Annotated in this window: 16 protein-coding genes; 14 read left to right on the top strand and 2 right to left on the bottom strand. The window is 70.3% G+C overall.

The annotated features are described in order from the left end of the window. On the bottom strand, positions 1–1,910 hold a 1,910-nt coding region (locus K6U79_06530; protein ID MCL6522018.1), incomplete at its 3' end, for a DUF4352 domain-containing protein. A gap of 148 nt (positions 1,911–2,058) precedes the next feature. Here K6U79_06530 and K6U79_06525 point away from each other — a divergent pair. From K6U79_06525 to K6U79_06500, 6 genes are all read left to right on the top strand, one after another. Beyond that, complete coding sequence (locus tag K6U79_06525; GenBank protein MCL6522017.1) at positions 2,059–3,231, top strand: acyl-CoA dehydrogenase family protein; 1,173 nt, start codon at positions 2,059–2,061, stop codon at positions 3,229–3,231. Between the two features lie 5 nt (positions 3,232–3,236). Beyond that, positions 3,237–4,376, top strand: a complete 1,140-nt coding sequence (locus K6U79_06520) for an acyl-CoA dehydrogenase (protein MCL6522016.1) — start codon at positions 3,237–3,239, stop codon at positions 4,374–4,376. A 93-nt stretch (positions 4,377–4,469) separates the two neighbouring features. Further along, complete coding sequence (locus K6U79_06515) at positions 4,470–4,922, top strand: transcriptional repressor (GenBank protein ID MCL6522015.1); 453 nt, start codon at positions 4,470–4,472, stop codon at positions 4,920–4,922. A gap of 21 nt (positions 4,923–4,943) precedes the next feature. Beyond that, positions 4,944–6,173: a DUF711 family protein gene (locus K6U79_06510; protein ID MCL6522014.1), complete on the top strand. Its 1,230-nt coding sequence runs from the start codon at positions 4,944–4,946 to the stop codon at positions 6,171–6,173. Positions 6,174–6,293: 120 nt separating this feature from the next. After that, entirely contained in the window at positions 6,294–7,175 is an 882-nt protein-coding gene (locus tag K6U79_06505; GenBank protein MCL6522013.1) for a tyrosine recombinase XerD, read from the top strand. Position 7,176: 1 nt separating this feature from the next. Then, positions 7,177–8,370 (top strand): sensor histidine kinase, encoded by a 1,194-nt coding sequence (locus K6U79_06500; protein ID MCL6522012.1) that lies wholly within the window; start codon positions 7,177–7,179, stop codon positions 8,368–8,370. Here the strand turns inward: K6U79_06500 and K6U79_06495 are convergent. After that, a complete protein-coding gene (locus K6U79_06495; GenBank protein ID MCL6522011.1) occupies positions 8,333–8,941 on the bottom strand; it encodes a cob(I)yrinic acid a,c-diamide adenosyltransferase in 609 nt (202 codons plus the stop codon). The two genes, K6U79_06500 and K6U79_06495, sit on opposite strands and share 38 nt — an antisense overlap. 330 nt (positions 8,942–9,271) lie before the next feature. Between K6U79_06495 and K6U79_06490 the strand changes: the two genes are divergently transcribed. The 8 genes from K6U79_06490 to K6U79_06455 all read left to right on the top strand — a co-directional run. Then, positions 9,272–9,571 (top strand): hypothetical protein, encoded by a 300-nt coding sequence (locus tag K6U79_06490; protein MCL6522010.1) that lies wholly within the window; start codon positions 9,272–9,274, stop codon positions 9,569–9,571. Further along, positions 9,568–10,353: a class I SAM-dependent methyltransferase gene (locus K6U79_06485; GenBank protein ID MCL6522009.1), complete on the top strand. Its 786-nt coding sequence runs from the start codon at positions 9,568–9,570 to the stop codon at positions 10,351–10,353. The genes K6U79_06490 and K6U79_06485 overlap by 4 nt, the downstream gene beginning before the upstream one ends. Next, positions 10,343–11,578, top strand: coding sequence for a tetratricopeptide repeat protein (locus tag K6U79_06480; GenBank protein ID MCL6522008.1), 1,236 nt, complete (start codon positions 10,343–10,345; stop codon positions 11,576–11,578). The genes K6U79_06485 and K6U79_06480 overlap by 11 nt, the downstream gene beginning before the upstream one ends. An 8-nt stretch (positions 11,579–11,586) precedes the next feature. After that, positions 11,587–12,594 (top strand): phosphate acyltransferase PlsX, encoded by a 1,008-nt coding sequence (plsX, locus tag K6U79_06475; protein ID MCL6522007.1) that lies wholly within the window; start codon positions 11,587–11,589, stop codon positions 12,592–12,594. Continuing rightward, positions 12,587–13,216, top strand: coding sequence for a uracil-DNA glycosylase (locus tag K6U79_06470; protein MCL6522006.1), 630 nt, complete (start codon positions 12,587–12,589; stop codon positions 13,214–13,216). Before plsX ends, K6U79_06470 begins: the two co-directional genes overlap by 8 nt. Positions 13,217–13,630: 414 nt before the next feature. Next, a complete protein-coding gene (locus K6U79_06465; protein ID MCL6522005.1) occupies positions 13,631–17,500 on the top strand; it encodes an enoyl-CoA hydratase/isomerase family protein in 3,870 nt (1,289 codons plus the stop codon). Between the two features lie 42 nt (positions 17,501–17,542). After that, complete coding sequence (locus K6U79_06460) at positions 17,543–18,724, top strand: acetyl-CoA C-acyltransferase (protein ID MCL6522004.1); 1,182 nt, start codon at positions 17,543–17,545, stop codon at positions 18,722–18,724. 46 nt (positions 18,725–18,770) lie between these two features. Beyond that, positions 18,771–20,397, top strand: a 1,627-nt coding sequence (locus tag K6U79_06455) for an acyl-CoA dehydrogenase family protein (GenBank protein MCL6522003.1), incomplete at its 3' end; no start/stop codon positions are given.

Raw genomic sequence — 20,397 nt, 5'->3', positions numbered from 1 at the left:
GAGGTGGAGAATGACACCCCTCGGAGCACGCCCCCCACCTCCTGGAACATCCGCCACGCGAGGGTGCCCGCCGTTGCAGTGGGGGTGGGGGTGCCAGTGGGCGTTGGGCTGAGGGTCGGCGTGGGGGTGGCAGCAGTCGGGGTGCGGGTGGGCGTGGGGAAGCAGGGTTCAACCGAGCCGGCAGCAGCAGGCACCACGCCGAGATCCACCGCATGGCTACGCGGCAGCAGAAGCGGCGTGAAGCGGGGAGTAGCGCCGTGGATGCTGGTCACCGAGTCTGGTGCGGTATCGAAGACGAGCACGAGGTCCAAGGTTTCGCCGGCGGGAACCGGCGTCCCGACACCACCACGCGGGACACCACCACTCTGATAGAACTTCTGGGCAGCGCTTTGGACCGCCATCACTGCCAGGTCGTAGAGGCGGCCGGCGCCATCCTGGACCCGGATATCCCCGATGTTGAGCGTCTGATCATTCCGCGCCAGGTTGGTTGCCTGGACGGAGACCGCGATGTACGTGCCGGTCGCCAGGAGGCAGCCGGGCGAAGCAGGGTAGGAGGGGCGATACTCCGCGCCGCGCACCTTCAGTTGCCAGTGGGCGAAGGAGATCGGCTGGCCCAGCCCGACGGTGGGTAGCCGCTGGGGTGGGTCGGGGATGAACGGATCGAAGGCAGGGATCACGCCGCCGCTGGTGACTTCGATATCAACATCCCAGACGACCACGATCTCGAGGAAGAACGACGGCTCGATGACCTGGTACAGGCCCGGGCGGCCGAACTGGTCCTGGGCGGCATGCTGGGCGCTGGTGGCGGCGATCGTGCCGGTCCGGCCGCTGGGGTCGCGGAAGATCAGGTCGTCCGGCAGCACGGCGTTCGGCTCGAAGCCGTTGTTGCGCACCCGCAGCAGCACAACTGCGAACTTGGCAAACGCGTTGACTGGCCCGCTCGCGCCGTTGAGCACGTTGGTGAAGATGACCTGCTGGACGATCGCCTCGAAGGTATCGAAGCGGACAGTCCCACTGCCGGCCGGGGTGGGGGTCGAAGTCGGGGTGCTGGTCGGTCCGGGAGTGAGGGTCGGCGTTGGCGTCAGGGTGATGGTGGGGGTCGGGGTTGGGCTCCCGGTGGTGGTGGGGGTCGCCGTTGGCGGCTGGTAGAGCTGGCCGGTCAGGGTGGCGGGCGTCACGGCAACCTGGGGCAGAAGCCCGGCCTCTTTCATGAGGTCCCCACCGTTAGCAATCGTCACCTGGCCCGCGCTCGCCCAGGGGGTGGAGACCTTCCAGCGCTGAAAGGCGGCACGCTGGCAACGAATGACGAAGACGGTGCCAAAATCGCGCGCGCCCATCGGCAGGCCGTAGATCTGGATGGGGTAATCCTGGGCGAAGTAGGTGCTCCGGATCGCGGGGTCGAGGTCGAGGAGAGCGAGGTGGGCCGCGACGATCTCGGGCCAGCTCCGGCCGGCATCCGCCGACCAGTCCTGCGCTGGGGGCACCTGCTTGGCAGAGAGGAGCCAGGGGTCTTTGCCTGCAGCGGCGAGGTCATCGAAGATGTTGACGAACTCCACCGTGCCGGCCGTTGCGTTCCAGGTGAAGACCGCTTTCTGGAAGGCCTGGGCAAGCCGACCGTTATAGGTGAAGCGGTGAGAGATGGGATAGCCCAGCACCGGGGCCCCGCCAAAGCGTCGGAACCAGGTCCAGAACTGGGAGCTCGCATCATCCGAGACCATAAAGCCGTACTCGGGCGGTGCATCCCCGCGGGCCTCGGTGTAGAACCAGCCGGATGGCACCGGAAAGTTGGCGGGCTGCTGCGCATCGACCACGCGGGCCGAAGAGGCCAGCAGCAGCCCGATCAGCCCGAGCCACCAGAGCTGTCCTCCTGGCCCGAGGCGACGCCGTCGGGCGGCGGTCACCTCAGGCATGCCACCACACCAGCGGACAAGCTGCCATTAGTCTCGGTTCTACCCCACCACGCTCGCCTGGTCAACCAGATCGCTGCCGCGTTCCGGCCGCCCACTGGCAGCACCCAGCACAGCTTGGCAGCCCAAGTATACTGTCGGCGGAGGGGCGATGGACTTTATCTTCACACCCGAGCAGCACGCATTCCGCCGCCAGGTCCAGCAGTGGTTCGCCGAGGTGATGACCCCTGAGTACGAGCTGGAACTCGAGCGCCGCCACGATGAACGGGGAGTGCTGAAAGCCTTCTCGAAACGGCTGGCCGACCAGGGCTGGCTGACCCACGCCTGGCCCGTGGAGTACGGCGGCGGCGGCAAGAGCCACGTCGAGCAGGCCATTCTCAACGAGGCGATGGGCTACTGGCAGGCGCCGAACCTCGCCCACATCGTCGGCGTGGAACTGGTCGGGCCCACCCTGATGGTTCATGGGACAGAGGAACAGAAGCGGCGGTACTTGCCCCCCATCGCCCGGATGGAGCACGTCTACGCCCAGGGCTTCACCGAACCGGATGCCGGCTCGGACGTCGCCGCGCTCCAGACCCGTGCCGTCGAGCAAGGGGATAGCTATCTCGTCACCGGGCAGAAGATCTGGATTGGCAATGCCCACATCGCCGACCTGATCTACCTGGCGGTCCGCACCGACCCGACCCAGGAACGCCACCGTGGGATCAGCCTCTTGATCGTGCCGCTCGACTTGCCGGGCATCACCGTCCGACCGATCCGAACCCTCGATGGCCACTACGTCAATGCCGTCTTCTTCGACGACGTGGTGGTGCCGAAGGATGCCCTGGTTGGCGAGAAGAACCGGGGCTGGTACGCGATGGTCACCACCCTGGACTTCGAGCGTTCGGGCATCGGGGGGGCCTCCTCGGCACGGCGCAACCTCGAGGACCTCGTCGAGTACGCACGCACTCACCGGCGGCGAGGCCAGCCGATCCTAAGCGACCCGCTGGTGCGCCACCGGTGCGCTGAATTTGCCGTCGAGATCGAGGCCTGGCGACTGCTCTGCTGGCGAGTGGTGGGCCTGCAAGCGCGCGGCTTGGTGCCCACGGCCGAAGGCACGATGACCGGCATCATCGGCAAGACCCTCGCCCCGCGCCTGGGGGCGCTGGCGATCGATATCCTGGGGAAGGTCTCCAGCGTTCCGGCCGAGGAGCCACGCTGGGCGGCGCTCCGCGGCCGCTTCCAGCGGCTTGTCGTGCGCAGCGTGCTGACCCACCCGGGGGGCACGCCCGAAATCCTGAAAAACGTGCTCGCCACCCGCGGGCTCGGCCTCCCGCGGTCCTGAGGAGCGTGATGGACATCACTCTCACCCCCGAACAAGAGACTCTCCAGCGCCGCGCCCGCGAGTTCCTCCAGCGCGAATGTCCCCCGCGTGTCGTCCGCGCGGCGCTGGCTGCGCCGAGTGGCTACAGCCCGCAGCTCTGGGAGCAACTCGCGCAGCTGGGGTGGCCAGGTTTTGCCCTCCCACCGGAATACGGCGGCACTGGCGGCAGCCTGGTGGACCTCGCGCTCCTGTTCGAAGAGCTGGGACGCGCGCTCGCCCCCGTGCCGCTGTTGACGTCGGCGGTGCTCGGCGGCCAGTGCGTGCTCGCTGGCGGGAGCGAGGAGCAGAAGCGGGCGCTCCTGCCACGGGTGGCGCGGGGCGACCTGATCCTGGCGGTGGCTCAGCTGGAAGCCGACCAGGACCCCACCCCAGCAGGGATCCAGACGACCGCCCAGCGTGAGGGCGAGGAGTGGGTGCTCAATGGACTGAAGCTGTTCGTGGCTGGCGGAGTAGCCGCGAACCTGCTCATTGTCGCTGCCCGCACCGCCGGCGAAGCGGGAGGGGTGAGCCTCTTTCTGGTCGAGCCGGCTACTCCGGGAGTGAGCGTCCGTCCGCTGGCGACCTTCTCCGAAGACCGGCCGGCGGAGGTCGCCCTCCACGCAGCCCGCCTGCCCGCGAGTGCGCTGCTCGGTGAGGAAGGAGGAGGATGGAACGCCCTCCAGCGCGCGAATGCCATCGCCAGCGTGATGCTCTGCGCCGAGATGGTCGGCGGAATGCAGGCGGTGCTTGAGATGAGCCTGGAGTACGCGCGCAAGCGCGTCCAGTTCGGCCGGCCGATTGGAGCTTTCCAGGCGATCCAGCATAAGGCGGTGGCGATGGCGATCGAGACGGCGGGCGCCCGGATGCTCACCTACCGGGCGGCCTGGATGCTCGAGCAGGGCCTTGCCGCCGAGACCGATATCGCCCTGGCCAAGGCGAAGTGCAACCGTGCCTACCGGCTCGTCACCCTGGAAGGGCACGAACTCCACGGCGGGATCGGTTGGTCAGAGGAGTACGACCTCCAGCTTTACCTCCGGCGGCGTCTGGTGGCAGAGCTGCTGTTGGGGACGACCGACGAGCACCTCGCCACCCTGGCGGATGCAATCGAAGCTGGCCGGCTCCCCTGAGCTGACGCGCGGCTCGCTGCGCCTGCACCGCCTGGCGGCTTCTGGTCGAAGGAGGGGCAGGCGGGTGTTATACTGCTGGCGGGAGCACCTGCGGTGAGCACGCGCAGTGAGCAGATCAGCCGGTTACTGAACGCGCGCGGATATTCGGTCACGCCGGGTCGGCGGGTGGTGATCGACCTCCTGGCGGACCGGGAGACCCTCTTTACCGCCAACGACGTGGTTAACTGGGTCGACCAGGTGGACCCCTCGATCGGGCGCGCGACGGTCTTCCGCACGCTCGATCTGCTGGCACAGATCGGGGTGCTGAACCGGGTGCACCGCGAGGATGGCTGCCACAGCTATACCATCTGCGACCCGACCCACCATCATCACCTCGTCTGCACCCGCTGCCGACGGGTGATCCCGTTCGAACTCTCGGGGATCGAGGAGCAGGTCAACGAAGCCGCCCGCAAGGCGAGCTTCGCGGTCGTCTCGCACCGGGTGGAACTGTTCGGCCTCTGCCAGGAGTGCCAGGCGCTAGGCGCGGCGGAGGATGGCCGGCACTGAGGGGAGCGTCACTCTCGGAGGATGAGCGTGCGGATCCGCGCGATCACCCTGGGTATCCGCCTCGACCCCGTTACGGTGGTGGAGGATGTTGCCGCCGCCGGCACCTTCTTAGGCGAGGCTGCGGCGGCCTTTCGGGCGGCGGGCCTCCCGGTCGATACCCTGCGGCTGACCACCCAGCCGATCGCTGCCGCGGTGCCCACTCCGGCGGCAATCGCCCCGCTCGCCGAGCAGCTGGTGACCACCGCCCGCCAGGCCGGGATCGACTACGTCGCGCTCGGGCCAGCCCAGTGCGCCCGGCCGGATGCGGAGCTGGGCTGGATTGCTGCCCTCGCCGAGGTGATCCCGCGCTTTCCCACCCTCTTCGCTTCGGTGCAGATTGGGCAAGCTGGAGCAGGCGTCTCGGTGGCAGCAGCCTGGGCGAGCGCGCGTGCCATCCGCCAGATCGCGGCGGCTACCCCCGCTGGCTTCGGCAACCTCCAGTTTGCCGTCCAGGCCTGCCTACCACTGGGCGGGCCATTCTTCCCCACTGGCTATCACGATGGCGGCCCCCCGCGCTTTGCGCTCGCGCTGGAAGCGGCTGACCTGGCGGTAGAAGCATTCGCCGCGCCGGACCTCGCTGCCGGCCGCGAAGCGCTCCAGCACGCCCTCAGCGCGGTCGGGAAGCGGCTGGTGGCGGTGGCAACGGCGCTCGCCAGCCGGGGGCCACACTTCGGCGGGATCGACCTGACCCTGGCGCCCTTCCCGGAGGTCACGCGGAGCATCGCGGCTGCCCTTGAACGGCTCGGGGTCCCCTTTGGGGGAGCGGGGACGTTGGCTGCCGTTGCCTTCCTGGCCGATACCCTGCGGCAGGTCGACCTCCCACGCTGTGGCTTCTCCGGCGTCATGCTGCCGCTGCTGGAGGATGCCGTCCTCGCCCAGCGCCACGCCGAAGGTCGCTTCACCCTGGAGACACTGCTGCTGAGCGCTGCCGTCTGCGGTGTCGGGCTGGATACGATCCCTCTCCCGGGCGACGTCTCCGAGGCCCAGATCGCTGCTCTCCTGCTCGACCTCGCTGCGCTCGCCGTCGTGCTCGCCAAGCCGTTGACGGCTCGCCTGCTGCCAGTGCCCGGGTTGAAGGCAGGCGAGCATACCCACTTCGACTTTCCCTACTTTGCCAACTCGACGCCTGCCCAGGTGCGGGGCGAGGGACTGGCCGGGCTGCTGGGGCGCGCGCCCTGGCTTGCGCTGCGCGCCCGCCAGGCAGCAGACTGAAAGCGCGAGGGCACCGATGGAGGCGAAAGGCGGAGGTAGCAGTGGTACAATCCCCCCTTGCGCGAGAAGGCCTCGCTCGCGCGGGCTCGCCGCGACCGACCCTGTCCCGGAGGTCTCGACGTGGAAACGGATGTCACTGAGTTCCTGAACTACCTCTCGGTCGAGCGGAAGTTCTCGCCGAACACCCTCGCGGCCTATCGGAACGACCTCGCGCAGTTCGTGGCCTACCTCCGCGCCGAGAGCCCGGCGGTCCAGCTGCTGGAGGAGTGGTCGGCGGTGACGGCGGAAGACGCTCTGAACTACCTGGCCGCGCTGCGGGAACGCGGCTACGCTCCGGCAACCGTGGCGCGGAAGGTGGCGGCGATCAAGTCGTTCTTCCGTTTCCTGCGCGCGGGCGGGATCATCACCAGCGACCCGACCGAGCAGTTGGAAGGGCCGAAAGTCGGGAAGCCGGTCCCGCGGGCGATTTCGGTCGAGGAGGTGGCCCGCTTACTGGAGCAGCCCACTCGCAGCACCACGCCCGAGGCACGGCGCGATAAGGCGATGCTGGAGCTGCTCTACGCGACCGGCATGCGCGTCTCCGAACTGGTGGCGCTCAACCTGAGCGATGTCAACCTGCTGGCGGGCTTCGTGCGCTGCCTGGGCAAGAACGGCCGCGAACGCGTGCTCCCCATTCCACCGGCGGCTGCTGCCGCGGTGCAGACCTACGTCAGCGAGGCCCGACCCCACCTGGTGCGCTCGCCAGAGGTCGAGGCGCTCTTCGTCAACCATCGGGGGGAGCGGCTGACCCGCCAGGGGTTCTGGCTGATCATCAAGGGGTACGCCCGCGCTGCCCAGCTAACGACCGAGATCACGCCCCACACCCTGCGTCATAGCCTCGCAGCCCACAAGCTGGCCGAGGGGGCCGACCTGAAGTCGGTCCAGGAGCTGCTTGGTCACGCCTCGATCGCAACGACCCAGATCTATGAGCGGGTGCAAGCGGTGGGGGCTCCCCGCCGGTAGGATGAGCGCCCCCTTTCGTTGGCTGCGTCGCCTCGCCCTGGCGCAGACTGCGCGCTATCTCGAACGGCACGAGCAGCAAGTTCTCGCCACCTGGGACCGTCTACTGGCGGAGGCGCGCCTGTCCACCCGCCGCCGCGACGTCGAAGGGGTAGTTGCGCGCGGGCGGGACAACCTCCGTCTCCTCGTGGCCGCCTTGCGGGCCCAGAGCGAGGAGGAAGAGGCCCAAGTGGCGAGTGAGGCCTCCCGCTGGGGTGCCGATCGTGCCATGTGGGGCATCGAGCAGGGGTTGGAACTGGGCGATCTGCTGCAGCCGCTCTCGCTCTTTCGGGTGGCCGTCCAGCAAAATGTCCAGCGGATGCTCGCTCGCCGGCTCTGGGTGGCCGTTCCGAGCGATGTGCTGGCGGCGGTCGCCCGGATTAACGCCGCAATCGACCTCCAGCTGGTCGCGATCTCGGAGGAGTACCTCCGCGCCCGCGACCGGATCATCCGCGCCAATGAAGAGGCGCTCGAACGGAGCAACCGGCAGCTGCTCTTGCTGAACCAGGAGATGCAACACCGGGTGCGCAACAACCTGCAGATGATTGCCGACCTGCTCTCGCTCGAGATCGCCAATGGCATCACCAAGCCGCCAGCCGAACTCTTGCGCGAGAGCCTGACGCGCGTCCGCTGTATTGCCGCGGTGCACGACCTCCTCTCCCCCGAGAGCGGGGAGACGACCGACATGGCGGAACTGGCCAGCCGGGTGGTGGCGATTGCGGTGCGCGGGCTGGCGGGCTCCCGTCAGATCGCGGTCAGCGTTCAGGGCCAGGCGTGGAAGCTCCCGACCAAGGCGGCGACCTCGCTCGCGCTGGTGCTCAACGAACTGATCAGCAACTGCCTCGAGCACGCCTTCCCCAACCGTGAGTGCGGGCGGATCGAAGTCAGCTTTGCGACCGAGCAGGGCGAGGGGGTGATGCGGGTCGTCGATGACGGCGTGGGGCTGCCGCCGGGCTTCACCCTTGATGCGGGGCAGAACCTGGGGCTGCGGATCGCGCGTGCGCTGATCGCCGACGACCTCAAGGGCGCCCTCGAACTGACCTCAGCCCAGGGCGCCATGGCAACCGTCCGCTTCCCCCTCGCTGCCGTCGGCGGAGTACCGGTCGAGGAAGCACCTGTGCTCAGGCCGATGGCGGAGCAACGCGTGGAGCAGAGGTAGCCGAGCGCTTGCGCACCCGTCGTGTCCGCTCGCGCGCGAGCGGGGGCGGCGTGTTCGCCTCGTGCTGGGCGAAAAGGTAGAGCCAGTCCGAGAGCCGGTTGAGATAACGTACCGTCTCGGGATTGAGGGCGTAGCCCTGCCGCTGCAGGCTGACGACGCGGCGTTCAGCCCGGCGAACCAGCGCTCGCCCAAGGTGGAGCGCCCCGTCGAAAGGGGAGGATCCGGGGAGGATGAACTGGCTTGGCGCCGCCTCGCGCCACGCGAAGATCTCGCGTTCGAGCTCGGCGACCTGCTCGGCGCTCGTCGCGAGGTCGTAGGTACGGACGAGTGCCTCGGCATCCGGCTGGCCCAGGGTGGAAAGCTCCCCCATCAGGCGGTAGAGCGCGCGCTGGATAGCGAGCAGGCGCTGCCCAGCGCCAGCGGAGGCCAGGGCCCGCGCTAGGCCGAGCGCGGACTGCGCCTCGTCCAGGGCACCGAGCGCTTCGATGCGGAGGTCATCTTTCGGCACCCGTTCTGGCCCGAGCAGCCCGGTGGTGCCGTCGTCTCCCGTGCGGGTCGTAATCGTTGCCATCACGCACACGGGTGGCGGCAGCGTTGCGCCTGCCGCCACCTTCCGCTCCTATGGTAGAAGATGCGGCAGCACACTGTCATCTGCTTCTCTCCAGCTTGCTTGGTCGCTATACTCGCTGCCATGCAAGCATCCTGGCGGAGCGCTCTGCCTCGCTCCTGGCGGCCGTCGGTAGCAGCATGGGGTCGGTTCGCCCTCCGGCCCCGGCACCTGCCAGCCGTAGACTGGCGGCAGCTGGGAGCGTGGCTTGGCCAGCAGCTGCGGGCGTGGCCCTGGCGGCAGATTGCTCGCTACGCGGCCCTGCCGCTAGCGGGAGTGGTGACGAGTAGTGTGGTGGCAGCGGTGGTGCTGCTGTTCCGGCCCGACGAGGCGGGAGCAGCGGTTGGGCTGATCACGGCGCTGGCAGTGGCGAGTGGACTGCTCCTGGCCGCGGGCTTCGAGCTCAGCTCCTGCTGGCGCGGCCGGCCGCTCGGGACGCTCCGCTCGGTGGTGCTGGCTATCCCCGGTGCGCTGCTGGTGGCAGCGCTAGCGACCCTCCAGAGTATGCGGCTGGTCGGCCCGCTGACAGTGGCCAGTGGCATCGCGATCGTGCTGCTTGCGGACTATGTCCTCTGGCCGCGCGAAGAGCCATGAACCGCGACCCCTACGCGCCGATTGCGGAGCTCTACGACTTCGAGCACGAGGGCTTTCAGGAAGATATTCCCTTCTACCAGGCGCTGGCCCGGCGGACTGGTGGCGTCGTCCTGGAAGTTGGCTGCGGAAGCGGCCGCATCACCACCGCCCTTGGGCGGGCGGGGCTGACGGTCATCGGCGTGGATCCGTCGCCAGTCTTGCTGGAGCGAGCGCGCCAGCGCTCAGCTGGGCTCGCGACGGTGCGCTATCTCGCGGGCGAGGCGACCGCGCTCCCGCTGGATGAGCCGATTGGGCTGGCGATCTTCGCCCTCGATACCTTCGCCCACCTGCTGGAGGGTGCGGCCCAGCTCCGGGCACTCGCGGAAGTGCGGCGGCTGCTCACCCGCCGGGGCCGGCTGGTCATCGACCTCTCCCTGCCTGACCCGGCAACCTGGCGGCAGGAAGAGGGGCTGCTGGTGCATGCCTGGACCCGCCGCGCTGGCACAGCAACGGTCCAGAAATGCTACGCCCGCCACCTCGATGAGCTGGCCCAGCAGCAGAAGATATTCCTCTGCTACGACCGCTGGCCAGAGGGAGAAGCCGTCCACCGGGTGAGCACCCAGCTGCGGCTGCGCTTCTTCTACCCGCCGGAGCTGACGCTGCTGCTACGCCTGAGCCGCTTCGAACCAGAGGGGTGGTATGGCGACTATGACCTTACGCCGCTGGAGGAAGCGAGTGCGCGGCTGATTGTGATCGCCCGTCCCGTTGGGCGGGCGCCACGGGGGGGCGGTGATGTCCGGTGACCTCGCGGCTCTCGTCGAGGGGGGGAAGTTGCTTGCCCGGCTGGGCGCGCGTGGCCCGGCCGAGGCGGTGCTGCGGATGGTGCTTGCGCACGAGCCAGAGCAGCTCGATGCCTTGCTCTGGCTGGGTGCGATCGTTAGCACCCCCCAGGAAGCACTTGACCTCATCGGGCGTGCCTATACGGTGGCGCCGACCGACCCGCGTGCAAAGGCGGGGCTGGCCTGGGCGCGCGCTCGCCTCCAGCCGGAGGGCCCCGCGGAGCCACTCGCTCCGTCCGCGCCCGAGCCGCTGACACCACCGCGTGGCCGCTCATCCGAGCACGAACCGCTGCCACCCCACGCGACGGCCCCGCTGGCGGAAGTCCGGCGGGCAGCCCTGCTCGAACAAGCGCGTCAGGCACTGGAGGCTGGTGATCTGAACGAGGCGCTGCTGGCCGCTGATGCCGTGGCGCGCCAGGAGCCACGCTCCCTCGAAGCCCTGGCCATCCTGGGGGTCGCCTATTACCGGGCTGGCCGAGCTGCGGAAGCGGAACGGGTCTACCGGCGGATGCTGGCCATCGCGCCTGACCATGCCGAGGCGCTCGCGAACCTGGGAGTGCTCCAGCTCGAAGCCGGACGAGTTGAGGAGGCCGAGCGTGCGTTCCGGCGTGCCCTGGCGGCTGACCCGACCCTGGACGAAGTGCGCCTCGCGCTTGCTGACCTGCTGGCAAGCCAGGGACGGGTGGATGCGGCAGTGGCGGAATGGCGGCTGGTCGCCGACCGCAACCCGGCAGTCCTGGAGTTTCAGGTCAAGATCGGCGCGGCGTATGAGACGGCTGGTCGCTTCGAGGAGGCAGCGGCCGCGTACCTGCGCGCCCTCGACCGCCACGGCGATGACCCTTCCCTCCGGCTGCGGCTCGGTCGGGTGCTGCGGGCGATGGGACGCACTGGTGCCGCCGTCGAGCAGCTCCGCGAGGCGTGCTGTGGACCGCTAGCGACCGCGGAATGCTTCGTGGAATTCGCACGCGCCGTGCTCGAGCTTGGGCGGTTGGAGGAAGCTCTGCGCGCCCTCGACCGTGCCCTCGCGCTCGCTCCCGACGACCCGGCTGCGCTTGACCTTCTCGCGCGCCTGCAGCCACCTTCCCGCCGCACCTGGATGCCCCTCGCCCGCCAGCGGGAGACGCCACCGTCAGCTCCGCAGCTGATCGGGCCGTCCCGCGGTATCCTTGAGCGGTTGCGGCGAGGTTAGGAGGTGCGATGGAGATCGTGGTCGACGCAATGGGAGGGGATCACGCCCCCACGGAAGTGGTCAAGGGGGCGCTGCGAGCGGCGCAGACCCTGCCACTGCCAATCACCCTCGTTGGCCAGCGGGCGGCCATCGAGCGCGCATTGGCTGGCCAGCCGCTCCCGCCCACGCTCAGCGTGCTCGAGGCGCCTACCGTCATCGGGATGGACGAGCATCCCGCGCGGGCGGTGCGCAGTCGGCGCGACTCGTCGGTGGTGGTCGGTATCGAGCGCGTCCGCGAGCGTGGCGGCGCCTTTGTCTCGGCTGGGAATAGCGGCGCGACGATGGCAGCCGCCCTGCTGGTGCTCGGCCGATTGCCGGGGGTAGCGCGACCCGCCCTCGCGACGGTCTTTCCCACCCAGCAGGGGCGAGTCGTCCTGATCGACGTCGGGGCGAATGCGGATGTGCGCCCGACCTGGCTGCGCCAGTTCGCTCTGATGGGCAGTCTCTATGCCGAGAAGGTGTTGGGCATCCCCCATCCCCGGGTCGGCTTGCTCTCGAACGGTGAGGAAGAGACCAAAGGCAACCAACTCGTGCAAGAGGCATTCCCGCTCCTCAAGAGCGCACCAATCACCTTTCTCGGCAATGTCGAGGGACGGCATATCCCGACCGGCGTTGTCGATGTGGTTGTGACCGATGGCTTTACCGGGAACGTCGTGATCAAGCTGGCGGAAGGGATTGCCGAGACCCTCTTTGCCATCTTACGGCGCGAACTCACGGCGACGCTTCCCAGGCGCCTCGCCGCAGCGGTGCTGCGCCCAGCCTTCCGGCGGGTCGCCAGCCGGCTGGACTACGCTGAGTACGGCGGCGCGCCACTGCTTGGGGTGCGTGGGGTCGTGATTATCGCCCACGGTCGCTCAGATGCCCGGGCGATCGTGGCGGCTATCCGCGTGGCCAAAGAGGCGCTTGACCAGCGCCTGGTCGAGGCGATCGCGGAGGGGATAGCTGCCACCGGCAAGGAGGAGGACGTCGATGACTGACCGCACCGCGGCGCTCCGGGCCCTGGAAGAGCAAATGCGGGCCTGCACCCGCTGTCCGCTCGCAGAAGGGCGCACGCAGGCCGTGCCGGGCGAAGGGCCGGCCACCGCCGAGATCGTCTTCATCGGAGAGGGTCCGGGGTTTCACGAAGACCGCCAGGGTCGCCCCTTCGTTGGACCGGCTGGGCAGTTGCTGAACGAACTGCTCGCCTCCGTCGGCCTCGAGCGCGGACAGGTCTACATCACAAACGTCGTCAAATGCCGGCCATCCAACAACCGCGACCCCCTTCCGCATGAGATCGACGCCTGCCGCCCCTGGCTCGACCAGCAACTCGACCTGATCGCTCCTCTGCTCATCTGCACCCTCGGCCGCTATTCGCTGGCGCGCTATTCGAAATCCGGTATCTCGCGCGTGCACGGCCAACCGCTCCGCGCCGGCGAGAGCTGGGTGCTGCCCCTCTACCATCCGGCCGCAGCATTACATAATCAGGCGTTGCGTCCGGTCCTGTTTGAGGACTTCAAACAGGTTCCTACCCTCCTTGCCCGCGCGCGTGCCGAGCGCCAGGCCAGCACCTCGCCCGCCACCCCGCCACCGGCCGAGCCGAAGCAGCTCAGCCTCTTCTGAGGCGACCGCGGCGGCACGCCCCCTGGATCGTCTATCCTCCGGCCGATGGCCTGGCCCGGTGCTCCTGCTCCCTGGCGCCCTTCCCGCCTGACCCTGGCTGGCCGTTGGCAGCGGCTGCTCGGGCTCGGCCTCGTGCTCGCTAGCCTACTGCCCGCTTGCCAGGAGCGGCCGCTGCGCTGGCAAGCGCTTGCCCTCCCGGCCGTTTCTCCCGCCTGGCGGAACGGAGAACCCGAGCCGCTCGTGCTGCGCACCCTCCGCCTGACCTTGCCGACGGGCCAGCGCCAGGTCCAGAACTCAGATGAGGATGAGCCCGCCTTGAGCGAGCCAGGAACGAGCCTCGCCATGCACTTCCGGGCGGCAACGCCCTTCCGGGCCGTTGGGCTGCTGGTTGCCACTGATGGGCGCCCCGCGAGCGTGCTGGTGCGGTTGTGGGGGGGTGAACAGCTGGTCGGCGAGCAGCGCTTCAGCGATATGCCTGACCGGAGTTGGATCGACCTCGCTGGCGCGGAGCAGCCAGCGGGGGAGTATCGGCTCGAACTCGTCGTGCTGGCAGGGCGGGCGGGCTGGTGGAGTCAGCGGCTCGCCGCGCCGGGGGCTGATCCCCCCGGCTTCCGGGTCGGGGCGGTGCCCTTGCCGCTGAACAGTGAGGTGAGCCTCCCGGTCAACGCCACCCTCGCGCGGATTGCTGTGCTTGGGGGGCTCAGTAGCTACGACCACGGGATCGGCTGGTGGCGGGACTATGAGGTGCAGGGGGATAGCGGTGACCGCCAGTTCGTCGGCGACACCGCTGGCTGGCTGGAGGTACGCTACGCGAGCGGTGCACGCGACCTCATCCCCCTCACCTACGGCTGGACGCTCTGGTGGCGTGACCACCTGACCTCCGAGCGCTGGGGCGGGCCGTTTCCCCAACCGTTTGCGGACCCAGCTGCCCGCGCCGCTCGGGACGCGAGCTTGCGCCTGCTGCCAGTTGACCATCCGCTCGCCCCCTTTCGATGGGACTTCCTCCCCCGCCCTGAGCCCGTGGTGGCCCTCCAGCTCCGTGACAATCCTGCTAAGCAGGGAGTGCCGGTGATCGCGGCCATCTCGCTGCTGAGCCGCGAGCCCATCGCTGGCACGCTGCCACTTGCCGACGAGCCCGGGCCGGCTAGTCGGGCTATCCAGCCGCGCGAGCTGGACGACTCGGTGCGCGCCGCGCTGCTTGCGCCACTGGCAGCGGTGCTCACCCACCAGCAGCTCCCGGCCCAGCTTGCCCCCTTCCCCGAGCCAGCGGGCGCAGACCTCCAGGTCGGTGGGAGCGGCCGCCTGCTGACTGCCATCTGGCGGGCGAACACGCGGGACCTCGCGGCGAAGTTCAGCGGGCCACCCCCCTTTCAGACCTCTTCTCCGGGAGCGCCGCACTACGGCGGCTACCAGGGCATTGGTGCCTGGCGGGACGACGCTGGCTATTTTGCCAACCAGGTCTGGGCGCGCGACCTCGGCCGGGCGGCGCTCGAGGTCATCCGCCAGGGGCAGCCGGAGCTGGTGGAACGGGCCCTGCGCTTTGCGGGTGACCGCCTCTACGACCTGCCGAATGGTTACCCGCGCTACAGCCGCGACGGTACTCCCATCCCGCCGCACTGGACCACCGTGCTCGGCGACCCCCTCTACCTCGATGCCGACCATCGCGGTGATGGCAACTGGGAGAACGATTCCCAGGGGCTACTCATCCTGGCCTATTTCGCTGCCTGGCAGGTCCGGGGGCGGGACCAGGAGTGGCTGGCGCGCCACGTTGGCACCGTGCGTGATGCCGCGGGCTGGTTCCTGGAGCAGCTTGCCCATCCTGAGCGGTGGCGTAGCTGCGACGGGCTGCTCTACGGTGAAGGTGAGGCGGCGAACGATGGTGGCTACGACGTCCTCTCCAATACCCTGGCCTGGCGCGCCTTGCGCGCCGCCGCTGAAATGCTGGCCGCGGTGGGCGAAGGAGCACGCGCGAGCGCCTTTCGGGAAGCCGCGGAGCGGATTCGTGCGGCCGTTGCAACCCAGCTACGCGACCCCGATGGCTGGCGCTCGGTGGCTTGGAACTGGGGCTACGGGCACGAGGCGCTCGCGCCGGTCTTCAGCGCGGCCGCGTTGGCGCGCATCCACCCGGGCAACGTGGAGGACGACCTGGAGCGGGTGGCCCGGGCGGACTGGGTGATCGAGGCCATCGTCGAGCAGCTGGAGCCCAAGCGCCAGCTCTGGGCGCGGGTCGAGCCGCTGGCGGCCCCCGCGGCCGTCCTCTCCAGCAACACCTCCGGCCTCTCGCTGGCGGCCATCGCAGCGGGGAGGGGCGACGGGTTCCGGCGCCGCTTCCTGGGGACGCACTTCTTCAACCCGCCGCGCTACATGAAGCTCCTCGAGGTGATCCCCACCGGCGAGACCGAGGCGGGCGTGGTGGAGACGGTGCGCGCCTGGGGCGAGCGGCTCCTCGGCAAGGGCATCGTCATCGCCCGGGACACGCCCAACTTCATCGGCAACCGCATCGGCGTCTACTCGCTCCACGTCACGCTCCAGGCGATGGAGAGCTTCGGCCTCAATCCCGAGACGGTGGACGCCCTCACCGGACCGGTCATCGGCCATCCCAAGTCGGCCACCTTCCGCACCCTGGACGTGGTCGGCCTGGATACCTCGGCGCTGGTGGCGGACAACATCCGCGAGAAGCTGGAGGATCCGGCCGAGCGCGCCGTCTTCGAGGTGCCCGGCTACATCCGCGAGATGATCCGGCGCGGCTGGCTGGGCCAGAAGAGCGGCCAGGGCTTCTACAAGCGGGTGACGGAGAACGGCCGGCGCCTCTTTCTGGTGCTGGACCTCGCCACCTTCGAGTACCGCCCGCAGCAGGTGGCCACCTTCGCCTCGCTGGAGGAGGCGCGCCGCCGGGCCGACCTGGGCGAGCGGCTGCGCACGCTGGCCTACGCCGACGACACCGCCGGCCGCTTCACCTGGACGGTCCTGAAGCGGATCCTCCTCTACGCCGCCGAGAAGGCGGACGAGATCGCCGGCGGCGACCTGGAGGCCGTCGACCGCGCCCTCCGCTGGGGCTTCAACTGGGAGGCCGGCCCCTTCGAGATCTGGGCGGAGCTGGGCCTGGCCCGCTCGGTGGAGCGCATGCGCCAGGAGGGCGAGAAGATCCCGGAGTTCGTGCTGGCCGCGGTGGAGGCCGGCCGCGAGCGCCTCTACACGCCCTCCCCCACCTCCAGCGAGCGCTTCCCGGTGGCGCCGGTCCTCTGGCTGGAGCGCCAGGGCCGGACCGTCTGGGAGAGCCCCAGCGCCACGCTGGTCGACCTGGGCGAGGAGGTGGCGGCGCTGGAGTTCCACGCGCCCAAGGACGCCATCGGCCCCGACCTGATCCAGGCGCTCCACCGCGCCGCGCGCGAGGTGGAGCAGAACTGGCGCGGCCTGGTCCTGGTCAACGAGCGCGGCGAGAACTTCTGCGTCGGCGCCAACTTGGCGCTGATCCTGATGGCGGCCGAGAACGGCGACTGGGCGGAGATCGAGCAGATGGTCGACGCCTTCCAGCAGGCCAACATGGAGCTGAAGTACCTGCACCGCCCGGTGGTGGCGGCGCCCTGGGGCATGGCGCTGGGCGGGGGCGCCGAGATCTGCCTGCACGCCGACCGGGTCCAGGCGGGGGCCGAGCTCTACATCGGCCAGGTGGAGGCGGGTGCGGGCGTCATCCCGGCCGGGGGCGGCACCAAGGAGCTCCTGCTGCGGGCGCTGGCGAGGATCCCGGAGGGGGCCAGCTGGGGTCCCATCGCCGGAGGTCCCACCGCCGGCTCCGCGGCCATGGCGGTCTTCGACCCGGCGCCCTTCGTGGCGCGGGCCTTCGAGACGATCGCCACGGCCAGGGTCTCCACCAGCGCCGTCGAGGCGCGCGAACTGGGCTTCCTGCGCGACTGCGACGCCGTCAGCATGGGGCGCGACGCACTCCTCTCCGACGCGCGCGAGCAGGTGCTGCTGATGGACCGGCTCGGCTACCGGCCGCCCGAGCGCCGGCCGGTGCCGGTGCCCGGCCGCGAGGTGCGGGCGGTGCTGGAGGTGGCCATCGACTACCTGGTCCGCGCGCGGCAGGCGAGCGAGCACGACGCCCGCATCGCCCGGGCTCTGGCGCGCGTCATCACCGGCGGCGATCTGCCGCAGGGGACGCCGGTGGAGGAGCAGCACCTGCTCGACCTGGAGCGGGAGGCCTTCCTCAGCCTGGTGGGCGAGGAGAAGACGCGCGAGCGGATGCGCCACCTGCTGGAGACGGGCCGACCGCTGCGGAACTGAGCGCCGCCCGCCACGGGGGCGGCAAGGAAGGAGGCATGCGCGATGCGCGACGCGGTGATCGTCACCGCCGTTCGCACCCCGGTGGGCAAGGCGCCCCGGGGCAGCCTGCGCACCGTCCGGCCCGACGAGCTGGCGGCGCTGGTGGTGCGGACGGCGATCGAGCGGACGCCGGGCCTGGAGCCCGGGCAGGTGGACGACGTCATGCTGGGCTGCGCCTTCCCGGAGGCGGACCAGGGCTTCAACGTCGGCCGCATGGCGGCCCTGGCCGCCGGCCTGCCCACCTCGGTGCCCGGCATGACCGTCAACCGCTACTGTTCCTCGGGCCTGCAGACCATCGCCCTGGCGGCCAGCCAGGTGATGACCGGCATGGCCGACGTGATCGTGGCCGGCGGCGTGGAGTCCATGAGCCGGGTGCCGATGATGGGCTACCGCGCCAGCCCCCACCCCGACTGGGCGGCCAGCCACCCCGAGTGGTACATGGCCATGGGCCACACGGCCGAAGAGGTGGCGCGGCGCTACGGGATCTCGCGCGAGGAGCAGGACGCCTTCGCGCTTCAGAGCCACCGCCGCGCGGCGGCCGCCATCGACCAGGGGCTCTTCCGCGACGAGATCGTCCCCGTGGAGGTGACGGAGCGCGCCCTCGACCCCGAGGGGCGGGAGGTGAGCCGGACGCGCCTCTTCGAGGTGGACGAGGGCGTCCGCCGCGACACCACGCTGGAGGCGCTGGCCCGCCTCAAGCCCGCCTTCCAGGCGGACGGCACGGTGACCGCCGGCAACTCCTCGCAGACCTCGGACGGGGCGGCGGCGGCCGTGGTCATGTCGGACAGCCTGGCGGCGCGGCTGGGCCTCCGGCCGCTGGCGGTCTTCCGGGGCTTCGCCGTGGCCGGCGTCGACCCCGAGGTGATGGGCATCGGCCCGGTGGAGGCGGTGCCCAAAGCGCTGAAGGTGGCCGGGCTCAGCCTCGGCCAGATCGACCTGGTGGAGCTGAACGAGGCCTTCGCCGCCCAGTCGCTGGCCGTCATCCGCCAGCTGGGCCTCGACCCGGAACGGGTCAACGTGCAGGGCGGCGCCATCGCGCTGGGCCACCCGCTGGGCTGCACCGGCGCCAAGCTGACCGCCACCCTGCTCCACGCCATGCCGCGGCGCGGCGCCCGCTACGGCGTCGTCACCATGTGCATCGGCGGCGGCATGGGAGCCGCCGGCGTCTTCGAGCGGGTGGCCTGAGGCTCCCGATCCATCGGGCCGGAACCGGCCAAGGGAGGGGAACGACTTGTCGGCGGAGACGGAAGAGACGGGGCGCCAGCCGAGCCGGAGCGGCGGCGGCTGGCTGCTGGGGCCGGTGGAGCCGGACGCCGTCCAGGTACCCGAGGAGCTCCGACCGGAGCAGAAGGCGCTGGCGGAGGCGGCGGCCGAGTTCGTGGAGCGCGAGGTCCTCCCGCACATGGAGGAGCTGGAGGCGCACGACCAGCAGCTGCTGGTGGAGCTGATGCACCGGGCCGGCGAGCTGGGCCTGCTGGGCCTGGAGATCCCCGAGGCCTACGGCGGCCTCGGTCTGGACCGGAGCAGCGCCACGCTGGTGAGCGAGGCAGTGGCGCCCAGCGGCGGCTTTGCGGTCACCCACGGGGGGCACGTGGGCATCGGCTCGCTTCCTCTCGTCTTCTTCGGGAACGAGGAGCAGAAGCGACGCTACCTGCCCCGGCTGGCCACGGGCGAGTGGATCGCCGCCTACGCGCTGACCGAGCCCGGCTACGGCTCCGACGCGCTCCACGCGCGGACCACGGCCCGCCTCTCCGACGACGGGAAGAGCTACATCCTCGACGGCGAGAAGCAGTGGATCACCAACGCCGGCATCGCCGACCTCTTCACCGTCTTCGCGCAGCTGGAGGGGGCGGGCTTCACCGCCTTCCTGGTGGAGCGGTCCTTCCCGGGCGTCTCCACCGGGCCCGAGTACGACAAGATGGGCCTGCGCAGCTCCTCCACCCGCCCGCTCATCCTCCAGGGGGCGCACGTGCCCGTGGAGAACCTGCTGGGCGAGCCGGGCAAGGGGCACCGGGTGGCGCTGGGGGTGCTGGACATCGGCCGGCTCACCCTGGCCGCCGGCGCCCTCGGCTCCTCCAAGCGCCTCCTGGACATCGCCGCGCGCTACGCGCTGGAACGGGAGCAGTTCGGCCGGCCCATCGCCCGCTTCGGCCTCATCCGGGAGAAGCTGGCCGAGATGGAGGCGCGCACCTGGGCGCTGGAGGCGATGGTCTACCGGACTTCCGGCCTGATCGACGCGGAGCTGGCGCGCAGCCGCGCCGCCGACCCCGCCCGCGCCACCGCCGAGTACGCGCTGGAGTGCGCCGCCGTCAAGGTCTTCGGCTCCGAGGTGCTCGACTACGTCGTCGACGAGGCCGTCCAGATCCACGGCGGCTACGGCTACATGCGCGAGTACGAGGTGGAGCGGGCCTACCGGGACGCGCGCATCAACCGCATCTTCGAGGGGACCAACGAGATCAACCGCCTGACCATCCCCGACACGCTGCTCCGGCGCGCCATGCAGGGGCGGCTGCCGCTGCTGCAGGCGGTCCAGGGCCTGCAGAAGGAGCTGCCCGGCCTGCGCCGCCCGGCCTTCTTCGACCGGCCGCTGGAGGAGGAGGCCTGGCGCGTCGAGGCGCTGAAGAAGGCGGCGCTCATGGCGGCCGGCCTGGCGGTGGAGCGGTACGGGCAGGCGCTCGAGGAGGAGCAGGAGCTGCTGGGCGCCTTCGCCGACATGGTGATCGAGACCTACGCCGCCGAGTCGGCGCTCATCCGCGCCAGGAAGCGGACCGCCTCCGCCTCCGACCCGCTCGCCGAGGCCGTCGCCCGCCTGACGGTGGACCGCGCCGCACGGTGCGTCCGCCGGCTGGCCGGCCGGG

It is taken from the genome of Bacillota bacterium (assembly GCA_023511835.1).
Lineage (GTDB): Bacteria > Bacillota > Sulfobacillia > JAIMAT01 > JAIMAT01 > JAIMAT01.
This window is presented reverse-complemented; position numbering and strand designations above follow the sequence as displayed.